16 protein-coding genes are annotated in these 15,916 nt (G+C 71.6%); 8 read left to right on the top strand and 8 right to left on the bottom strand.

From position 1 onward, the window contains the following. The first annotated feature begins 234 nt into the window (after nt 1-234). Both ACZ60T_RS08330 and ACZ60T_RS08335 read left to right on the top strand, forming a co-directional pair. Nucleotides 235-2,478, top strand: a complete 2,244-nt coding sequence (locus ACZ60T_RS08330) for a DEAD/DEAH box helicase (RefSeq protein WP_469665266.1) — start codon at nt 235-237, stop codon at nt 2,476-2,478. Between the two features lie 118 nt (nt 2,479-2,596). Next, the gene (locus ACZ60T_RS08335; protein ID WP_469665267.1) at nt 2,597-3,481 is read left to right on the top strand and encodes an alpha/beta fold hydrolase; all 885 of its coding nucleotides are present in this window, start codon (nt 2,597-2,599) and stop codon (nt 3,479-3,481) included. Between the two features lie 18 nt (nt 3,482-3,499). On the opposite strand, the gene ACZ60T_RS08340 is transcribed toward ACZ60T_RS08335, so the two are convergent. Then, nucleotides 3,500-4,393 (bottom strand): NYN domain-containing protein, encoded by an 894-nt coding sequence (locus ACZ60T_RS08340; RefSeq protein WP_365621943.1) that lies wholly within the window; start codon nt 4,391-4,393, stop codon nt 3,500-3,502. A 224-nt stretch (nt 4,394-4,617) separates the two neighbouring features. Between ACZ60T_RS08340 and ACZ60T_RS08345 the strand changes: the two genes are divergently transcribed. After that, nucleotides 4,618-4,794 carry a hypothetical protein gene (locus ACZ60T_RS08345; RefSeq protein ID WP_469665577.1) on the top strand — a complete coding sequence of 59 codons (177 nt, stop codon included), beginning with the start codon at nt 4,618-4,620 and terminating at the stop codon, nt 4,792-4,794. 96 nt (nt 4,795-4,890) lie between these two features. On the opposite strand, the gene ACZ60T_RS08350 is transcribed toward ACZ60T_RS08345, so the two are convergent. The 4 genes from ACZ60T_RS08350 to ACZ60T_RS08365 form a co-directional block, all read right to left on the bottom strand. Further along, complete coding sequence (locus ACZ60T_RS08350) at nt 4,891-5,496, bottom strand: MarC family protein (RefSeq protein ID WP_365621937.1); 606 nt, start codon at nt 5,494-5,496, stop codon at nt 4,891-4,893. 171 nt (nt 5,497-5,667) lie between these two features. Then, entirely contained in the window at nt 5,668-6,534 is an 867-nt protein-coding gene (locus tag ACZ60T_RS08355) for a PHP domain-containing protein (protein ID WP_469665268.1), read from the bottom strand. A gap of 163 nt (nt 6,535-6,697) precedes the next feature. Further along, the gene (locus ACZ60T_RS08360) at nt 6,698-7,339 is read right to left on the bottom strand and encodes a DUF6758 family protein (RefSeq protein ID WP_365621931.1); all 642 of its coding nucleotides are present in this window, start codon (nt 7,337-7,339) and stop codon (nt 6,698-6,700) included. A 184-nt stretch (nt 7,340-7,523) separates the two neighbouring features. Next, a complete protein-coding gene (locus ACZ60T_RS08365; protein ID WP_469665269.1) occupies nt 7,524-8,108 on the bottom strand; it encodes a suppressor of fused domain protein in 585 nt (194 codons plus the stop codon). Between the two features lie 448 nt (nt 8,109-8,556). Here ACZ60T_RS08365 and ACZ60T_RS08370 point away from each other — a divergent pair, with 448 nt between their 5' ends. Together ACZ60T_RS08370 and ACZ60T_RS08375 are read left to right on the top strand one after the other, a co-directional pair. Continuing rightward, the gene (locus ACZ60T_RS08370) at nt 8,557-9,681 is read left to right on the top strand and encodes a magnesium and cobalt transport protein CorA (RefSeq protein WP_365621925.1); all 1,125 of its coding nucleotides are present in this window, start codon (nt 8,557-8,559) and stop codon (nt 9,679-9,681) included. Between the two features lie 33 nt (nt 9,682-9,714). Then, nucleotides 9,715-10,257, top strand: coding sequence for a hypothetical protein (locus ACZ60T_RS08375; protein ID WP_469665270.1), 543 nt, complete (start codon nt 9,715-9,717; stop codon nt 10,255-10,257). 34 nt (nt 10,258-10,291) lie between these two features. On the opposite strand, the gene ACZ60T_RS08380 is transcribed toward ACZ60T_RS08375, so the two are convergent. Beyond that, nucleotides 10,292-11,050 (bottom strand): hypothetical protein, encoded by a 759-nt coding sequence (locus ACZ60T_RS08380; RefSeq protein ID WP_469665271.1) that lies wholly within the window; start codon nt 11,048-11,050, stop codon nt 10,292-10,294. A gap of 171 nt (nt 11,051-11,221) precedes the next feature. Here ACZ60T_RS08380 and ACZ60T_RS08385 point away from each other — a divergent pair, with 171 nt between their 5' ends. From ACZ60T_RS08385 to ACZ60T_RS08395, 3 genes are read left to right on the top strand one after another with little or no spacing between them, the layout of a single operon-like run. Continuing rightward, entirely contained in the window at nt 11,222-12,502 is a 1,281-nt protein-coding gene (locus tag ACZ60T_RS08385; RefSeq protein WP_365621916.1) for a magnesium transporter MgtE N-terminal domain-containing protein, read from the top strand. Further along, nucleotides 12,492-13,061 carry a DUF1003 domain-containing protein gene (locus ACZ60T_RS08390; protein ID WP_365621913.1) on the top strand — a complete coding sequence of 190 codons (570 nt, stop codon included), beginning with the start codon at nt 12,492-12,494 and terminating at the stop codon, nt 13,059-13,061. Before ACZ60T_RS08385 ends, ACZ60T_RS08390 begins: the two co-directional genes overlap by 11 nt. Before the next feature lie 42 nt (nt 13,062-13,103). Further along, nucleotides 13,104-14,237, top strand: coding sequence for an Mrp/NBP35 family ATP-binding protein (locus tag ACZ60T_RS08395; RefSeq protein ID WP_365621910.1), 1,134 nt, complete (start codon nt 13,104-13,106; stop codon nt 14,235-14,237). Nucleotides 14,238-14,490: 253 nt separating this feature from the next. On the opposite strand, the gene ACZ60T_RS08400 is transcribed toward ACZ60T_RS08395, so the two are convergent. Together ACZ60T_RS08400 and ACZ60T_RS08405 are read right to left on the bottom strand one after the other, a co-directional pair. Then, complete coding sequence (locus ACZ60T_RS08400; RefSeq protein WP_469665272.1) at nt 14,491-15,150, bottom strand: hypothetical protein; 660 nt, start codon at nt 15,148-15,150, stop codon at nt 14,491-14,493. A 230-nt stretch (nt 15,151-15,380) separates the two neighbouring features. Then, complete coding sequence (locus ACZ60T_RS08405; RefSeq protein ID WP_469665273.1) at nt 15,381-15,890, bottom strand: sec-independent translocase; 510 nt, start codon at nt 15,888-15,890, stop codon at nt 15,381-15,383. Nucleotides 15,891-15,916 lie beyond the last annotated feature (26 nt).

Here is a 15,916-nt window from a genome sequence, read left to right on the forward strand (position 1 = left end):
CGGAGGGACCCTCAGCGGTACGAGCGCTGGAGCGTCGGCGTGGTCCCGTGCCACAGGCCGCCCCTGGCAGGCCGACGTGATTCCGGCACGGTCACGACCCCCGCGCTCGCCTCGCACCGCGTTCACAGAAGAGGCAGCACCCTGACTACCACCTTCCGAGAACTCGGGATCCTTCCCGAGACGGCCGAGGCTCTGGAAGCCGTCGGCATCACGCATCCCTTTCCCATCCAGGAGATGACGCTCCCCGTAGCCCTCTCCGGCACCGACGTCATCGGCCAGGCCAAGACCGGCACCGGCAAGACGCTGGGCTTCGGTCTTCCGCTCCTCGAGCGCGTCACGGTCCCCGCCGACGTCGAGGCGGGCCGCGCGAAGCCGGAGGCGCTCACCGACGCCCCGCAGGCGCTCGTCGTCGTCCCCACGCGCGAGCTGTGCACGCAGGTCACCAACGACCTCCTGACCGCGGGCAAGGTGCGCAACGTCCGCGTCACCGCGATCTACGGCGGCCGTGCGTACGAACCCCAGGTGGAGGCCCTCAAGAACGGCGTCGATGTCGTCATCGGCACCCCGGGCCGTCTGCTGGACCTCGCCGGCCAGGGCAAGCTCGACCTGAAGCACGTGAAGTGCCTGGTGCTCGACGAGGCCGACGAGATGCTCGACCTGGGCTTCCTGCCCGACGTCGAGAAGATCATCAACATGCTTCCGGCCGGCCGCCAGACCATGCTGTTCTCGGCGACCATGCCGGGCGCGGTCATCGGCCTGGCCCGCCGCTACATGTCGCGGCCCACGCACATCCGCGCCACCGCGCCGGACGACGAGGGCGCGACCGTCGCGAACATCGCGCAGTTCGTCTACCGCGCGCACTCCATGGACAAGCCGGAGATGGTCGCGCGCATACTGCAGGCCGACGGCCGCGGTCTCGCGATGATCTTCTGCCGTACGAAGCGGACGGCGGCCGACATCGCCGAGCAGCTCCAGCGGCGCGGCTTCGCGTCGGGCGCGGTCCACGGCGACCTGGGCCAGGGCGCCCGCGAGCAGGCACTGCGCGCCTTCCGCAACGGCAAGGTGGACGTGCTCGTCTGCACGGACGTGGCCGCGCGCGGCATCGACGTCGAGGGCGTCACGCACGTCATCAACTACCAGTCCCCCGAGGACGAGAAGACGTATCTGCACCGCATCGGCCGTACGGGCCGCGCGGGCGCGTCGGGTACGGCGATCACGCTCGTCGACTGGGACGACATCCCGCGCTGGCAGCTCATCAACAAGGCGCTGGAGCTGGACTTCAACGACCCGCCGGAGACGTACTCCTCGTCGCCGCATCTCTTCACCGACCTCAGCATCCCCGAGGGCACCAAGGGCGTGCTGCCGCGCTCGGAGCGCACGCGCGCCGGGCTCGCGGCGGAGAAGCTGGAGGACCTGGGCGAGACGGGCGGCCGCAAGCCGCGCGGACGCCATTCCTCCGCCCCGTCCGCTGAGCCGGAGCGTCCGGCGCGCACGCCGCGCCGTCGGCGTCGTACGCGCGGTGGCGCGGCGGTGGAGGCTCCGGACGCCGCCGCCACGGCCGCCGTGGAGACGGCCGAGGCCGTGGAGCCGCGTACGCCGCGTCGGCGCCGCCGTACGCGCGGCGGAATGTCGGCGGAGCCGGTCGCGGTCGCCACGGTGACGGAGACCGAACAGCCCGAGGCCGCCGAGGTCGCCGTCGACACGGCGGAGGCCGCTGAGCCGGTGGAGAAGCCGCGCCGTCGTCGGACGCGCAAGGCCGTGGAGGCGGAGGCTCCCGCCGCCGTCGAGACCCCCGAGGTCCCGGCGGAGGTCGCGGAGGTCGCGGAGACCAAGCCCCGCCGCCGCACCCGCAAGACCGCCGAAGCCGCCGTCGACACCGCGGAAGGCACCCCGGCCGAGACGGAAGCCCCGGCCAAGCCGCGCCGCACCCGCAAGACCGCCGAAGCCACCGCGACGACGGACGAGGCCCCCGCCAAGCCGCGCCGCACCCGCAAGACCGCGGCCACCACCGAGACCCCCGAGGTCCCGGCGGAGGCCACGGAGGTCACGGAGGCCAAGCCCCGCCGCCGCACCCGCAAGGCAGCAGAGACCGCCGTCGACACCGCGGAAGGCACCCCGGCCGAGACGGAAGCCCCGGCCAAGCCGCGACGGACCCGCAAGACCGCCGAAGCCACCGCGACGACGGACGAAGCCCTCGCCAAGCCGCGCCGCACCCGCAAGACCGCGGCCGCCACCGAGACCCCCGAGGTCCCGGCGGAGGCCACGGAGGCCGCGGAGACCAAGCCCCGCCGCCGCACCCGCAAGACCGCCGAGGCCAAGGTCGAGGCCGTGATCCCCGCGCAGGCGGGCGAGGAGCCCGAGGCCAAGCCGAAGCGCCGTACGCGCAAGGCCGTGGCCGCCGAGCCGGAGGTCGCCGCGTCGGCGGACGAGGCCCCGGCGAAGCCGCGCCGTCGTACGCGCAAGGCCGTGGAGGGCTGACGCGTCAGCAACCCGAAGGCCCGCTCCCACACCGCGTGGGGGCGGGCCTTCGGCGTCGCGCTGCGAGGTCGCTCAACCCCGCCCTTTCGCCGCCCCGACCGCCCGGTAACCTCGCCCTATGAGCCGTCCCCCCACCTTCGACCCGCCGCCCGGCCTCCGGGCCCACCGGCTCGCCACGGCGCGCGGGGAGTTCGCCGTACTGGACGCCGACGCGGCGACGCCGTACGTCAAGGGGACCGCCCTCCTGCTGCCGGGATTCACCGCGAGCAAGGAGGACTTCATCCTCCTGCAACCGCTGCTCGCGACGTTCGGGTACCGGACCGTCGCGCTCGACGGCCGGGGACAGTACGAGTCCCCCGGCCCCCGGGACGACGAAGCACCGTACGCCCAGAGCGAGTTGGCGCGGGACGTCATCGCGCAGGCCCATGCCGTCGAAGGCCCCGTACATCTTCTGGGGCACTCACTGGGCGGTCAGATCGCCCGCGCCGCCGTCCTCCTCGACGCGTCCCCGTTCGTCTCCCTCACCCTCATGTCCTCCGGTCCGGCCGCGATCTCCGCCGCCCAGCAGGAGCGCGTCAAGCTGCTGCGCGACGCCCTCACCGTGATGGACATGGCCCAGGTCTGGGACGTCATGCAGGCCATGGAGCCGGCCGAGGAGGCCGCCACCGGGGGCCTCGACGAGGGGCTCTCCGACGGGGCGGGCCTGCGTCGGCGCTGGATCGGCACCAGCCCCGCCCAGCTCGTGGCCACGGGGCGGCAGTTGTGCGAGGAACCCGACCGGGTCGCCGAGCTGGCCGCCACCGGCCTTCCGGTGCACGTCCTGTCCGGGGTCCGCGACGACACCTGGCCCGTCCCGCTCCTGGACGACATGGCTGCCCGGCTGGACGCCCACCGCACCGTCGTGCCGCACGCGGAGCACTCCCCCAACACCGAACAGCCCGCCGTGACGGCCCGCGCCCTCGCGGCCTTCTGGGACGGCCTGCCTACGACCGCCCCGTCCTAGTACCGCCCTGGTACTGCCCTAGTACTGCGCCTGAAGGTGGTCCCAGAACCCGTCCCGCAGCGTGCGCCGCAGATCCGCCTGGCCGCGCAGCGAGTACTGCAGCAGCCCCTCCGCCTCCACCAGCAGGTCCTGGTCGACGGAGCCAGGCAGATACGGGTGTCCGGGCAGCAGCTCCGCCAGTGACTCCCGGCCCCGCGCGGCCAGCCACTTCGCCGCGATCTGCGCGCCCACGAAGCGGACGTCCTCGCGCGTGGGACGGGCCGAGGACGACGCCTCGTACGCCACGGTGCGCCGCGCCACGTACGGCTTGAAGAAGTCGAGTTCGAGCGTGCGCTGGCTGTCGACCTCCCACAGCAGCGGCTCCGCCTGATTGCGGCCCTCGGGCGCCTCGATGCCCCACAGATGCACCCGGGCGCCGTACCCCTGCGCCGCCTCGACCGCCGAGACCAGGTCCTCGTCGCCGCCGATGAGCGCCGCGTCGCTGATGGCGCGATGCCGGGCCAGTGACTCCAGGTCGGAGCGGATGAGGGAGTCGACACCCTTCTGCTGGTTGTTGGCGTTGAGATTGCCGAGCCGCACCTTCACGTCCGGCAGTTCGGCGATGGACTGCTGCTCCGCCGTGTGGATACGGCGCCGGGCGCCGTCGTACCAGTACACGCGCAGCAGTCGGCTGTCGGCGAAGACCGTGCGCGCCATGTCGATGAGCGCGTCGATCATCCCCTCGGCGTCGAGGTCGAAGGCCCGGCGGTCCTCCGTGCCGGCGACGAGCCGGCCCGCGGCCGCGTACAGATAGCCGGCGTCGACGAAGATCGCATGCGTCGACGGCGTCTTCGCCACCTCGGCGAGCATGCGCTGGAGCAGCTCGTTCGTACGGTCGATGCGGGCGCCGAGCGCCGCCAGGTCGTCGTTCATATGCCTCCATTGTCCCGGCGGTCACGCTGCGAACACAACCGGCCCCAAACAGTGTCCTGTGCGACACGACCCGCACCATATCGGCTTGATCTCGACCAATGCTTAGGGATTCGAAAATTTTCCTTAGCGTAGGGAATCTTTGCAACGTGCAACTCGTTCTCCCTGCAGGACCGGGGCAGAGCCGCCTCGCGCGCCGCACACATCCAGTAGTTCTCCTCAGGAGGATGACCAGACGAAGGGAGAAGCCCTTGCGCTTCGAAATCATGCGACTCGATGACGTCGACGGCACGGCCGTGGACAGCACCGTCGTAGACGCCGCCTCCGTCAAGCAGATCGTTCAGCAGGCCGCGGCCATGGGTCAGCGGCTGTGGATCCGCCCGGCCGACACGCCCGCCTCGTAACCGCTCGGCCCTGGGCAGGGCAGAAGACGTCGGAGCCCCGTACGGCAGATGCCGTACGGGGCTCCGTGTGTATCGGGAGTGTCCGGGACGCCTGTGTCAGCTTCCCTGGACGACCTGGGTGATGCCGTTGATGATCTGCTGCACGGCGATCGCGGAGAGCATCATGCCCGCGAGCCGGGTCACGAGGACCACGCCGCCGTCCTTGATCACGCGGATGATCAGCAGCGAGTAGCGCATCACCAGCCACAGCACGACATGGATCGCGAGGATCGCCGTCCACACGGACACCTGGGTGCCCACGCTGTCGGCCTTCTGCACGGCGAGGATCACGGACACGATCGCGCCCGGCCCGGCCAGCAGCGGCATACCGAGGGGCACGAGGGCGACGTTGACGTCCTTGGTCTGCTGCGGCTCGTCGGTCTTGCCGGTCAGCAGGTCGAGCGCGATCAGCAGAAGCAGCAGCCCGCCCGCGATCATCAGCGCGGGCACGGAGACATGCAGGTAGTCGAGGATCTGATGGCCGAGCACACCGAACACGGCGATGACACCGAAGGCCACGCAGACGGCCTGGAAGGCCATGCGCTTCTGCACCTTGGCGGGACGCCCGGAGGTCAGCGCGAGGAAGATCGGGATGATCCCAGGGGGATCCATGATCACGAAGAGGGTGAGGAAGAGGGAACCGAAGACGGCGACGTCGAACATGGGGGCCTTGCGAGAGGTGCGGACAAGCGTGCGGCGGCGGGCAGGCCGCAGCGACGGGGGACAGTGATCGCGGCCGATGGCGCGCGACGGCGGGGCACGTCGGCCTGGGCCGGGTGCCTCGAGAACAGGGGCTCTCGGAGAGCTACGGAGCCACGGAGAGCTACGAAAGGGTCAGGTGATCCGGCGTCCACCGGCGCCCGGCACCGGGAACGCCCCGGTGGCCCGGCGGATGATCTCTCCGTACACCTCGGGGTCGGTGGTGAACTCCCCGAGGACACAGGTCTTGTGGCTGCCGTGGTAGTCGGACGAGCCCGTGGCGAGCAGTCCCAGCTCGCCCGCCAGGCCGCGCAGCCGTGCCCGGGTGGCCGGGTCGTGGTCCATGTGGTCGACCTCGATGCCGTCGAGTCCCGCCGCGGCGAGGTCCGCGAGGGCGGACTCCGGCAGGGTCTTCCCGCGCTTCGAGGCCGCCGGGTGCGCGAGGACGGCGACCCCGCCCGCGGCCTTGACCAGCCGGATCGCCTCGAAGGGATCGCTGTCGTGCTTCTCGACGTAGGCGCGACCGCCGTCGGCCAGCCACTCGGGCGTGAACGCGTCCGAGACGGATCCGACGACCCCGAGGCCGACCAGCGCGGAGGCGATGTGCGGCCGTCCGACCGAGCCGTCGCCCGCGATGCGCGCCACCTGCTCCCAGGTGATCGGCACGCCCAGCGCCCGCAGCTTGGCGATCATGGCGTGGGCCCGCGGCACCCGGTCGTCCCGCACCAGCTCGCGCTCGGCGAGCAGGTCGGGCTCCTCGGGGTCGAAGAGATAGGCCAGCAGATGCACGCCGGCGCCACCGAGCCGGCAGGAGAGTTCGGCGCCGGTGACGAGGGTCAGCCCCTCGGGCAGCGCGGCGATCGCCGCGGCATGGCCGCGGGTGGTGTCGTGGTCGGTGAGCGCGACGACGTCGAGTCCGGCGGCAGCGGCGCGGCGCACCAGCTCGGCCGGGGTGTCCGTACCGTCGGAGGCGGTGGAGTGGGCGTGCAGGTCGATGCGCACGACACGGCCTCCCAGCGGGGACGGGACAAATAGGGGACGCTCCAGGATAACGGGGATTTCGACCCCCTCGTCCGACTCTCTCGTCACACCTGATCTGCGGATACGTCACACCTGAACTGCGGATACGTCCCCTGCACCCGCCGGGGTACGACACCCCACGCGGTCACGGCTCCAGCAGGCGCGGGGACAGCGCCCCGTACGGCAGCAGGTCCACCTCGGCCCCCGCGTCGCGCAGATCCGTCAGCACCAGTTCGTCGTACATGAGCATCCCCGTCTGCTCCGGCCAGACGACCGCCCACAGCCACAGGCCGCGCGCCTCGCCCGCGAAGACCGCGCGGTCGTCGGGGGTGTCCGAGACATGCCACAGGGGGGTGGGGCGGCCGGCGGCCAGCACCTTCGCCTGGGGTGGCTTCTCGACGTCGAGATACGGGCCGGGGTCCGGGCCGTCGATGCCCGCGTACCGCGCGCCGAGGCCGACGCCCAGCTCCTCGCCGACGAGGACCAGCTCGCCCACGCCGCCCAGCGGCCCGGGACCGGAGCACGCCACGGCGGTGGCCCGGCCTCCGCTGCGGTCGTCGCCCGCGTAGGCCACGCCCGTGAACAGCCAGCCGACCGGCAGTGGCCAGGGCATCCAGACCGGCACCTCGGCGCGGTGCACCACGACACCGAGGGCCTCGACACTGGGCGGGATCACGGGCTGGAGCGGATGCACGGCACCGTGCACATCACACTGCCAGGAGTCGGCGAAGAGTCCGGGAGCCCTGACCCGGCCACCGCATCTCGGGCAACTGGGTTCACCCCTCATAGGGCCCCACGGTCCTCCCCGTCCAGCGCCGCGTCAAGGACGATCACCCGTCCGCAGCGCGCCCCGCGGCCGGGGCGGACCGGCCGCGGTCACCGGGCTGCGCGAGGCGCCGACCGGGGCGAATGCCCGCACGGCCGCCAACTGACGCCCGCCGACCACCTCTTGGCGAGCGAGGTGAGATCGCTCACTCCAGCGGGACGGACGTGCGGGACGGGTCCCGCAGATCCGTCCCGTGCGTCAGCCAGCGCTCCTGGAGGGCCTGCGCGCCGTGCACCCGCTTCCAGGCGGCCTCGTTCGGGGTCATGGGCAGCAACGGCAGGAACCGTACGGGGTCCAGGGGCGCGTCGAGTTCGAGGTCCTCGACCAGGCCGCCCGGCTCGGCGACCAGGACCGAGGTGAAGGGGGCGCCGGGCCACAGCGGGCCGCCGACGTCGAGCGAGGCGCCGGGGGCCACGACCACGCCTTCGACCTGCGGGGACGCGGCGAGTACCGCGAGCGGCCGGAGCACCTTGTCGGTGTCGGCCAGGCCCCCGCGCACGGAGAGGACCAGCTCGGCGCGCGGGCCCTTGACCGGGTCGGCGACCACGGTCGTGGGGTCCGTCATGGGCTGGGCGGACATGCCGAGCGTGGCGTACCGGACGATGTCCCCCTCCTGGAAGCGCAGCACCTCGATGCGGTCCGTGCCCAGGAAGGTGACCACGGCGCGCGCGTCCGGCTCACCCAGTGCGGTACGCAGACGGGCCTCGACCACGGGAAGAACATCAGCCATGCGGCGAGCATAGAACTCGTCAGTAGCGGGCAAAGCGGCGCCTTGACACTTCAGTCGGCTGATAGTCTTGCCCGGTCGTTCGGGGCAGCACGCAGAAGCGTCGCGATCCGGCCCCGACGCCGATGAGACTTCCCCACTGGGGACCGGCCCGAGGAGGTGGGACTGCAATGGACCGAAGTCGACCGTGCAGTACCACCCGTTCTTCCGGCCGCTGACGTAGCCGGCCTGGCTGCCACCTCTCGCATGTGCACGGAAGAGCGAATCGTTCCGTTCTGCCTGATCTGACTCAAGTGCGAAACCCGCCACCCCCGTAGCGAACCCCGCCCCTGACGGTGCGGTGCTCCCCGCTTTGTGGACGTGCCAAACATCCGCGTTCCGGACGTCCTCATTCCGGGTAGTTCCACCCGCCCCCGGCGCCTCTCGCTGCCTCGTTGCGAAGGAGCCCGTCATGTCGATGATTCGTGACCTGCGCGCCGCCGTGGTCCGTCCGTCGTCCCGCCCGGTCGTGCCGCGCACGAACGACACCGCGTACACCACCACCCGCAGCCCCGAGACCCCCTCCGCCGTCGTCGACTGCGCCGTCTACCGGAACGGCGTCCGCGTGGAGACGCGCGAGCCGCTGTCCCCGCAGGAGGCGATGCGCCAGGTGCGGCGCGACGGGGACTTCGTATGGATCGGACTGCACGAGCCGACCGAGGCCGAATTCTCCGGTATCGCCGGCGAGTTCGGGCTGCACCCGCTGGCGGTCGAGGACGCGGTGCAGGCGCACCAGCGGCCGAAGCTGGAGCGGTACGACGACTCGCTGTTCACGGTCTTCAAGACCATCCACTACGTCGACCACGACGAACTGACCGCCAACAGCGAGCTGGTCGAGACCGGCGAGGTCATGTGCTTCACCGGGCGGAACTTCTTCATCACCGTCCGGCACGGCGGCCAGGGCTCGCTGCGGGCGCTGCGGCGCCGTCTCCAGGACGAACCGGAGCTGCTGGCCAAGGGCCCCTCGGCGGTGCTGCACGCGATCGCCGACCATGTGGTCGACGGCTACATCGCGGTGGCGGACGCGGTGCAGGACGACATCGACGAGGTGGAGACGGAGGTGTTCTCGCCGGGCCGCAAGGGGACGCCGCGCGGCACTGACGCCGGTCGTATCTACCAACTCAAGCGTGAGGTACTGGAGTTCAAGCGGGCGGTGGCGCCGCTGCTGCGGCCGATGCAGCTTCTGAGCGAGCGGCCCATGCGGCTGATCGACCCGGACATCCAGAAGTACTTCCGCGATGTCGCCGACCACGTCGCCCGGGTCCATGAGCAGGTGGTGGGCTTCGACGAGCTGCTGAACTCGATCCTCCAGGCCAATCTGGCGCAGGCGTCCGTCGCGCAGAACGAGGACATGCGCAAGATCACGGCGTGGGCGGCGATCATCGCCGTACCGACCATGGTCTGTGGGGTCTACGGCATGAACTTCAAGCACATGCCGGAGCTGGAGTGGACATACAGCTACCCGGCGGTGCTGGGCATCACGGCGGCCATCTGTCTGGGCATCCACCGCACCCTGAAGCGGAACGGCTGGCTGTGAGAACGCCCGAGCGGCGCCACTAGGCTGGGCCGTATGACAAGCGAGCTGCTCGACCGGGCCCTCGTCGAGGAGGCCACGAAGAAGTCCGGGCTCATCTGGGTCCAGGGCGCGCCGTCGGCCTCCGCCGCGGACGGCCGGGGCGCGCCCGCTCGCGCGCTGTGGCATGTGTGGCACGAGGGCGCGGCGTGCGTGGTGGGCGACGGCCCCGGCGAGCAGCCGCTGCCCGGCCTGGTCGACGGCGGCGCGGCGGTCGTCACGGTCCGCAGCAAGGACAAGGGCGGACGGATCGTCACCTGGCCCGCGACGGTGGTGGAGCTGCGGCCGGACTCGCCCGAGTGGGAGGACACGGTCGCCCAGCTCAAGGGCAAGCGGCTCAACGCCACCGACGGCGAGGAGATGCCGGGGCGGTGGCGGCGGGAGTGCCGGGTGGTGCGCCTCGTCCCCCGGGGCACGACGCTGCCGCTGCCCTCCGACGCCCAGGCCGCGGCCCCGGTCCCGACCCCGGCCACGACCCGTCACCCGATCCCGGCGGCCCTGCCCCGCCTGCTGCGGCGGGGGCGCAAGCGGCAGCGGTAGCCGTGGCGACGCGGGCCCGGCGTACGGGAGCCGCTCAGGAACTCGGCAACTGCTGCCCGTAGTCCACCGTCTCGTCCTTCGACGGCTCCTTCAGCGCGACGTCCTTGCCCCAGTCCGCCAACCGCAGGGTCCCCGCGTTCCCGGCCCGGACCAGGCGCAGCGGGAAGGGGGTTCCCTCCAGGCTGACGTCCAGCGTGCCGCCCGCGCCCTTGTCGCCGGTGATCCGGATGGTGCGGACGCCGTCCTGCTGGTGCCTGCCGTCCGTCGCCAGCGTGCCGTGCAGCGTGAGAAGCCCGTCCAGCAGCGCATTCTTGTCGGTGAAGCCGCTGAAGCGCTGGTAGGTCGGATCCCCTTCCGGGACCTTCACGTACTTGCCTTCGAGCTTGTCGGCCGCGGCCTCCGAGCCCTTGCCGTCCGCCTCGCCCCCGTGGCTCCAGTACGCGGCGTCGGCCTTCAGATAGAGCTGCTCGCCCACCTTCAGCAGGTGGAACGTCCCGTTCTTCGAGCTGACCGACCCGGTGCCGCCGTTGTCCGAGAGGCGCATGTCGAGCGTGTACGTGCCGTCCTTGCCGACCACGGTCCCGGCGAGCCGCACCGTCGCCACCGACTTCGCCGCCGCGCGCGTCCTGCTCTGGATCTTGTCCGGCGACAGCTTCCCCACCCCGTTCGTCCCGGCGTCGGGGTCCTCCTCGCTGCTGCATCCCGTCAGCCCCGCCCCCGTCACGAGCAGTGCGCACAGGGCACCGGCCAACGCGGCCCGACGGCGGGTACGGCCCTGGGAAATCGCAGTCACAGGTGGGGTTGCCTCTCATGCGGGGGTCCTCGGCGTACGGCAGCGTACCGGTGCCCGCGGGGCCCGCCGGAGCCAGTCCGTCCGCACCACTCACCAGGGCGTACCGCATCGGGACGGGCTAGCCTGAAGCCCATCGGAGCGGACGAAACGGCAGGAACAGGAGGCGCGGGCATGGCGGCAAGCGCCCCTCGCATCTTCGTCTCGCATCTGTCCGGCGTCGCCGTCTTCGACCCCACCGGCGACCAGGTGGGGCGCGTGCGCGACCTCGTCGTCATGCTGCGCGTCGGGCGGCGCTCCCCGCGGCTGCTCGGCCTGGTGGTCGAACTGACCACCCGCCGCCGGGTGTTCCTGCCCATGACCCGGGTGACCGGTGTCGAGTCCGGCCAGGTCATCACGACCGGGGTGCTGAACGTCCGCCGCTTCGAGCAGCGGCCCACCGAGCGGCTGGTGTTCGGGGATCTGCTCGACCGGCGCGTCCGGCTGGTCGAGACCGACGAGGAGGTCACCGTTCTCGACCTCTCCGTGCAGCAGTTGCCGGCCCGCCGGGACTGGGAGGTGGACCGGGTCTTCGTACGCCGGGGCAAGGGCGGAACGTTCCGGCGCAGCAAGGGCGAGACGATCCTGGTGGAGTGGTCCGCCGTCACCGGGTTCTCCCTGGAGGAGCAGGGGCAGGGCGCCGAGAGCCTGCTGGCCACCTTCGAACAGCTCCGGCCCGCCGACCTCGCCAACGTCCTGCACCACCTCTCCGCCAAGCGCCGCGCCGAGGTCGCCGCCGCCCTGGACGACGACCGGCTCGCCGATGTCCTCGAAGAGCTGCCGGAGGACGACCAGATCGAGATCCTCGGCAAGCTCCAGGAGGAGCGCGCCGCCGACGTCCTGGAGGCGATGGACCCGGACGACGCCGCCGATCTGCTCGCCGAGCTGCCGGAGGAGGAGAAGGAGCGGCTGCTGAGCCTGATGAAGCCCGCCGACGCGGCCGACATGCGCCGCCTGATGTCGTACGAGGAGAAGACCGCGGGCGGGCTGATGACCACCGAGCCGATCGTGCTGCGGCCCGACGACACCGTCGCCGACGCGCTCGCCCGGATCCGTAACCCCGACCTGTCCCCCGCGCTCGCCGCCCAGGTGTACGTCTGCCGCCCGCCGGACGAGACGCCGACCGGCAAGTACCTCGGGACCGTGCACTTCCAGCGGCTGCTGCGCGACCCCCCGTACACGCTCGTCAGCTCGCTCCTGGACGACGATCTGCAGCCCCTGGCCCCGGACGCGGCGCTGCCCGTGGTGGCCGGGTTCTTCGCCACGTACGACATGGTCGCGGCGCCCGTCGTCGACGAGTCGGGCTCGCTGCTCGGCGCGGTGACCGTGGACGACGTCCTGGACCACATGCTCCCCGACGACTGGCGCGAGACGGAGTTCCATCTGGAGGACGAGGGGGGCGCCGATGGCGTCTGAGCGCGGCAGGTCCCCTTCGGGCGCGACCGCCGCCACCCGCCCCCGGCTCGACCAGCCGCTGCCGCGCCGCGCCCGGCTGCTGCCCGAGTGGGACCCCGAGGCCTTCGGGCGCATGTCGGAGCAGATCGCGCGCTTCCTCGGGACCGGACGGTTCATCGTCTGGATGACGGTGGTCATCACCGTCTGGCTGGTGTGGAACGTCGCCGCCCCGCGTCATCTGCGCTTCGACCCGTACCCATTCATCTTCCTGACGCTGATGCTGTCCCTCCAGGCCTCCTACGCGGCCCCGCTGATCCTGCTCGCGCAGAACCGCCAGGCCGACCGCGACCGGGTCAACCTCGAACAGGACCGTCGGCAGAACGAGCGGTCGATCGCGGACACCGAGTATCTGACCCGAGAGATCGCCGCGCTGCGCGCGGGCCTCGGCGAGGTCACCACCCGGGACTGGATCCGCTCCGAACTCCAGGACCTGGTCAGAGACCTGGAGGAGCGGCACCGCCCCGAAGGGCCCGTATTCCCGGCGGATCAGGCGCGCGGACGTGACATAGACGACCGCTGACGTCCTTTCCGACGCGACCACCGGGCGCCGTACCATCTCCCTATGGCTACGGAAGACGCGGTGCGCGAAGCGCTGGCGACGGTGAACGACCCCGAGATCCAGCGACCCATCACCGAACTCGGGATGGTCAAATCGGTGGAGATCGGTGCGGACGGAACGGTCGCGGTCACCGTGTACCTGACGGTCTCCGGCTGCCCCATGCGCGAGACGATCACCCAGCGCGTCACGGAGGCGGTCTCCCGCGTCGAGGGCGTCACCCGGGTCGACGTCGCGCTCGACGTGATGAGCGACGAGCAGCGCCGCGAGCTGGCGACCGCGCTGCGCGGCGGCCAGGCCGAGCGCGAGGTCCCCTTCGCCAAGCCGGGCTCGCTCACGCGCGTGTACGCGGTCGCGTCCGGCAAGGGCGGCGTCGGCAAGTCCTCGGTGACGGTCAACCTGGCGGCGGCCATGGCGGCAGACGGGCTGAAGGTCGGTGTCGTGGACGCCGACATCTACGGCCACAGCGTGCCGCGCATGCTGGGCGCGGACGGCCGTCCCACCCAGGTCGAGAACATGATCATGCCGCCGCAGGCGAACGGCGTGAAGGTCATCTCGATCGGCATGTTCACGCCGGGCAACGCACCGGTCGTCTGGCGCGGCCCGATGCTGCACCGCGCGCTCCAGCAGTTCCTGGCGGACGTCTTCTGGGGCGACCTCGACGTGCTGCTGCTCGACCTGCCGCCGGGCACGGGCGACATCGCGATCTCGGTGGCCCAGTTGGTCCCGAACGCGGAGATCCTGGTGGTCACCACCCCGCAGCAGGCCGCCGCCGAGGTGGCGGAGCGGGCCGGTTCCATCGCCGTCCAGACCCACCAGAAGATCGTGGGCGTGGTCGAGAACATGTCCGGTCTGCCCTGTCCGCACTGCGGCGAGATGGTGGACGTCTTCGGCACGGGCGGCGGCCAGGCGGTCGCGGACGGCCTGACCCGGACGACGGGCACGGCGGTCCCGGTCCTCGGCTCCATCCCGATCGACGTCCGGCTGCGCGAGGGCGGCGACGAGGGCAAGCCGGTGGTCCTGACCGACCCCGACTCCCCGGCGGGCTCGGCCCTGCGCTCGATCGCGGGCAAGCTGGGCGGACGCCAGCGGGGCCTGTCGGGCATGTCGCTGGGCCTCACGCCGAGGAACAAGTTCTAGGGCCTGTTGCGAAAGTCCCGCCTGCCTGGCGACGCCCGGCACGGCACCTCGCCGCGTTGTCGGGATCACCCGCGTACATCCAGTACGCGGGCGACCCTCCGCCTTGCGATGCACCGCACCGGACGCCGCCAGGCCCGCCCTCCGGGCGAACGACGCGACTTTCGCAACAGGCCCTAGTACCGGGTTCCGGTACCGGGTCAGGGGGCGCCGTCGTGGACGGTGCCCCCTGCTGCTGCTCGTGCGCGTCGCGGGGCTACGCGGCGTAGGCGCCGATGTCCCTGATCTCGGCGAAGGCGAGCCCGTACGCGCTCATCCCCCTGCCGTACGCGCCCACGTGCGCCCCCGCCTCGGTGGACCCGGCGAGCACCCAGCCGAACTCCGACTCGCGATAGTGGAAGGGCGTCGGGACGCCGTCCACGGGCAGGGACAGGGTGGACCAGTCGGGTCCTGAGAGATCGTCCGCGAGGACCCAGGCCGTCTCGGTCTGCTGGTCCACCCAGTCGTCCCGCAGGGTGTGGTCGAGACCGCCCGGCCAGGTGATCGACAGCAGCCCCGCGCCCGCGAGCCAGGCCGCGGAGGAGACCGAGGTGGCCTCCAGGTGCCCCGTACCGTCCGGGCTGCGCCGCACGGGGTGGGCCGCGACGGTCACCACGACCGCGAACCGCTCCTTGTCCTCGGACGTCTCGCCGCGCACCGAGGGCGCGTCGCCGTGCCCGACCGAACCGTGCGCCACGGTCCCGTCGGCCGCCGTGCCCACCTGCATCAGCCAGCGCGGCCCCGTGAACGCCTCGTCGAGGCCGTACCAGGGGAAGGACGCCTGGAGATAGCCGTCGACCGTGCGCCGGGCGTAGGGGGACGTCTGTCCGCCCTCACCGGCCGGGGGCTGCGCGCCCACCCGACTCGTCGTCTCCATGCCCGGACGCCTCCTCGCTCTCGTCGGACCCGAGCGGCCCGCCCCCCACGGGCGTCCTCGCTCCCAATCGGTCCGCGCAACAACTGGGCAGCATAGCCACAGCGCTTCGAAGATCAGGAAAACACCCTGTACGTACGGCCACCTGGACGTGCGCAGGCCCTACGCCGGTTGGCGCAGGGCCTGCTTCATGGCACGGGGGCCGCCGTCCGGGGACGGCGAGCGCGGACGGCTCAGGTGGCGTCGACGTCGAAGATCGGGCGCTCCTCGGGGCCGGGCTTCTTCGTCAGATCCGCCTTCTTCGACAGGTCCGTCTCCTTCGACAGGTCCGCCTTCTTCGTCATGTCGACGGTGCCGCCGGTGGAACCGGAGGAACCGGAAGACGAAGACGACGAGGAGTCCGAGGTCGAGGAGTCGGACGCGCGGCCGTTGACCGCGTCCGTGAGCTCGGACATCTCCTTCTTCATGTCGAAGCTGCTGCGGATCTCCTCGAGCCCCAGTTCGTCACCGCCGAGCTGCTTGCGGATGAACGTCTTGGGATTGAGGTCGTCGAACTCGAAGTCCTTGAATTCGGGGCCGAGTTCGGTACGGATGTCCTGCTTGGCGCTCTCCGAGAAATCCCGGATCTTGCGAATGGTGCGGGTGATGTCCTGGATCACCTTCGGGAGCTTGTCCGGGCCGAACACGAGCACGGCGATGACAACGATCGTGGCCAGCTCGAGCGGTCCTATGTCATTGAACACCTGAAGCTCCTTGCGATGTCCTCGGT

The sequence above is a fragment of the Streptomyces sp. NPDC104371 genome, assembly GCF_055583785.1.

What these genes read in the sequence shown, in the direction of transcription:
- ACZ60T_RS08330 (WP_469665266.1), top strand. Translation starts at nt 235, where the DNA reads ATGACGCTCCCCGTAGCCCTCTCCGGCACCGACGTCATCGGCCAGGCC.
- ACZ60T_RS08335 (WP_469665267.1), top strand. Translation starts at nt 2,597, where the DNA reads ATGAGCCGTCCCCCCACCTTCGACCCGCCGCCCGGCCTCCGGGCCCAC.
- ACZ60T_RS08340 (WP_365621943.1), bottom strand. Translation starts at nt 4,393, where the DNA reads ATGAACGACGACCTGGCGGCGCTCGGCGCCCGCATCGACCGTACGAAC.
- ACZ60T_RS08345 (WP_469665577.1), top strand. Translation starts at nt 4,618, where the DNA reads ATGACCAGACGAAGGGAGAAGCCCTTGCGCTTCGAAATCATGCGACTC.
- ACZ60T_RS08350 (WP_365621937.1), bottom strand. Translation starts at nt 5,496, where the DNA reads ATGTTCGACGTCGCCGTCTTCGGTTCCCTCTTCCTCACCCTCTTCGTG.
- ACZ60T_RS08360 (WP_365621931.1), bottom strand. Translation starts at nt 7,339, where the DNA reads ATGAGGGGTGAACCCAGTTGCCCGAGATGCGGTGGCCGGGTCAGGGCT.
- ACZ60T_RS08365 (WP_469665269.1), bottom strand. Translation starts at nt 8,108, where the DNA reads ATGGCTGATGTTCTTCCCGTGGTCGAGGCCCGTCTGCGTACCGCACTG.
- ACZ60T_RS08370 (WP_365621925.1), top strand. Translation starts at nt 8,557, where the DNA reads ATGTCGATGATTCGTGACCTGCGCGCCGCCGTGGTCCGTCCGTCGTCC.
- ACZ60T_RS08375 (WP_469665270.1), top strand. Translation starts at nt 9,715, where the DNA reads ATGACAAGCGAGCTGCTCGACCGGGCCCTCGTCGAGGAGGCCACGAAG.
- ACZ60T_RS08385 (WP_365621916.1), top strand. Translation starts at nt 11,222, where the DNA reads ATGGCGGCAAGCGCCCCTCGCATCTTCGTCTCGCATCTGTCCGGCGTC.
- ACZ60T_RS08390 (WP_365621913.1), top strand. Translation starts at nt 12,492, where the DNA reads ATGGCGTCTGAGCGCGGCAGGTCCCCTTCGGGCGCGACCGCCGCCACC.
- ACZ60T_RS08395 (WP_365621910.1), top strand. Translation starts at nt 13,104, where the DNA reads ATGGCTACGGAAGACGCGGTGCGCGAAGCGCTGGCGACGGTGAACGAC.
- ACZ60T_RS08400 (WP_469665272.1), bottom strand. Translation starts at nt 15,150, where the DNA reads ATGGAGACGACGAGTCGGGTGGGCGCGCAGCCCCCGGCCGGTGAGGGC.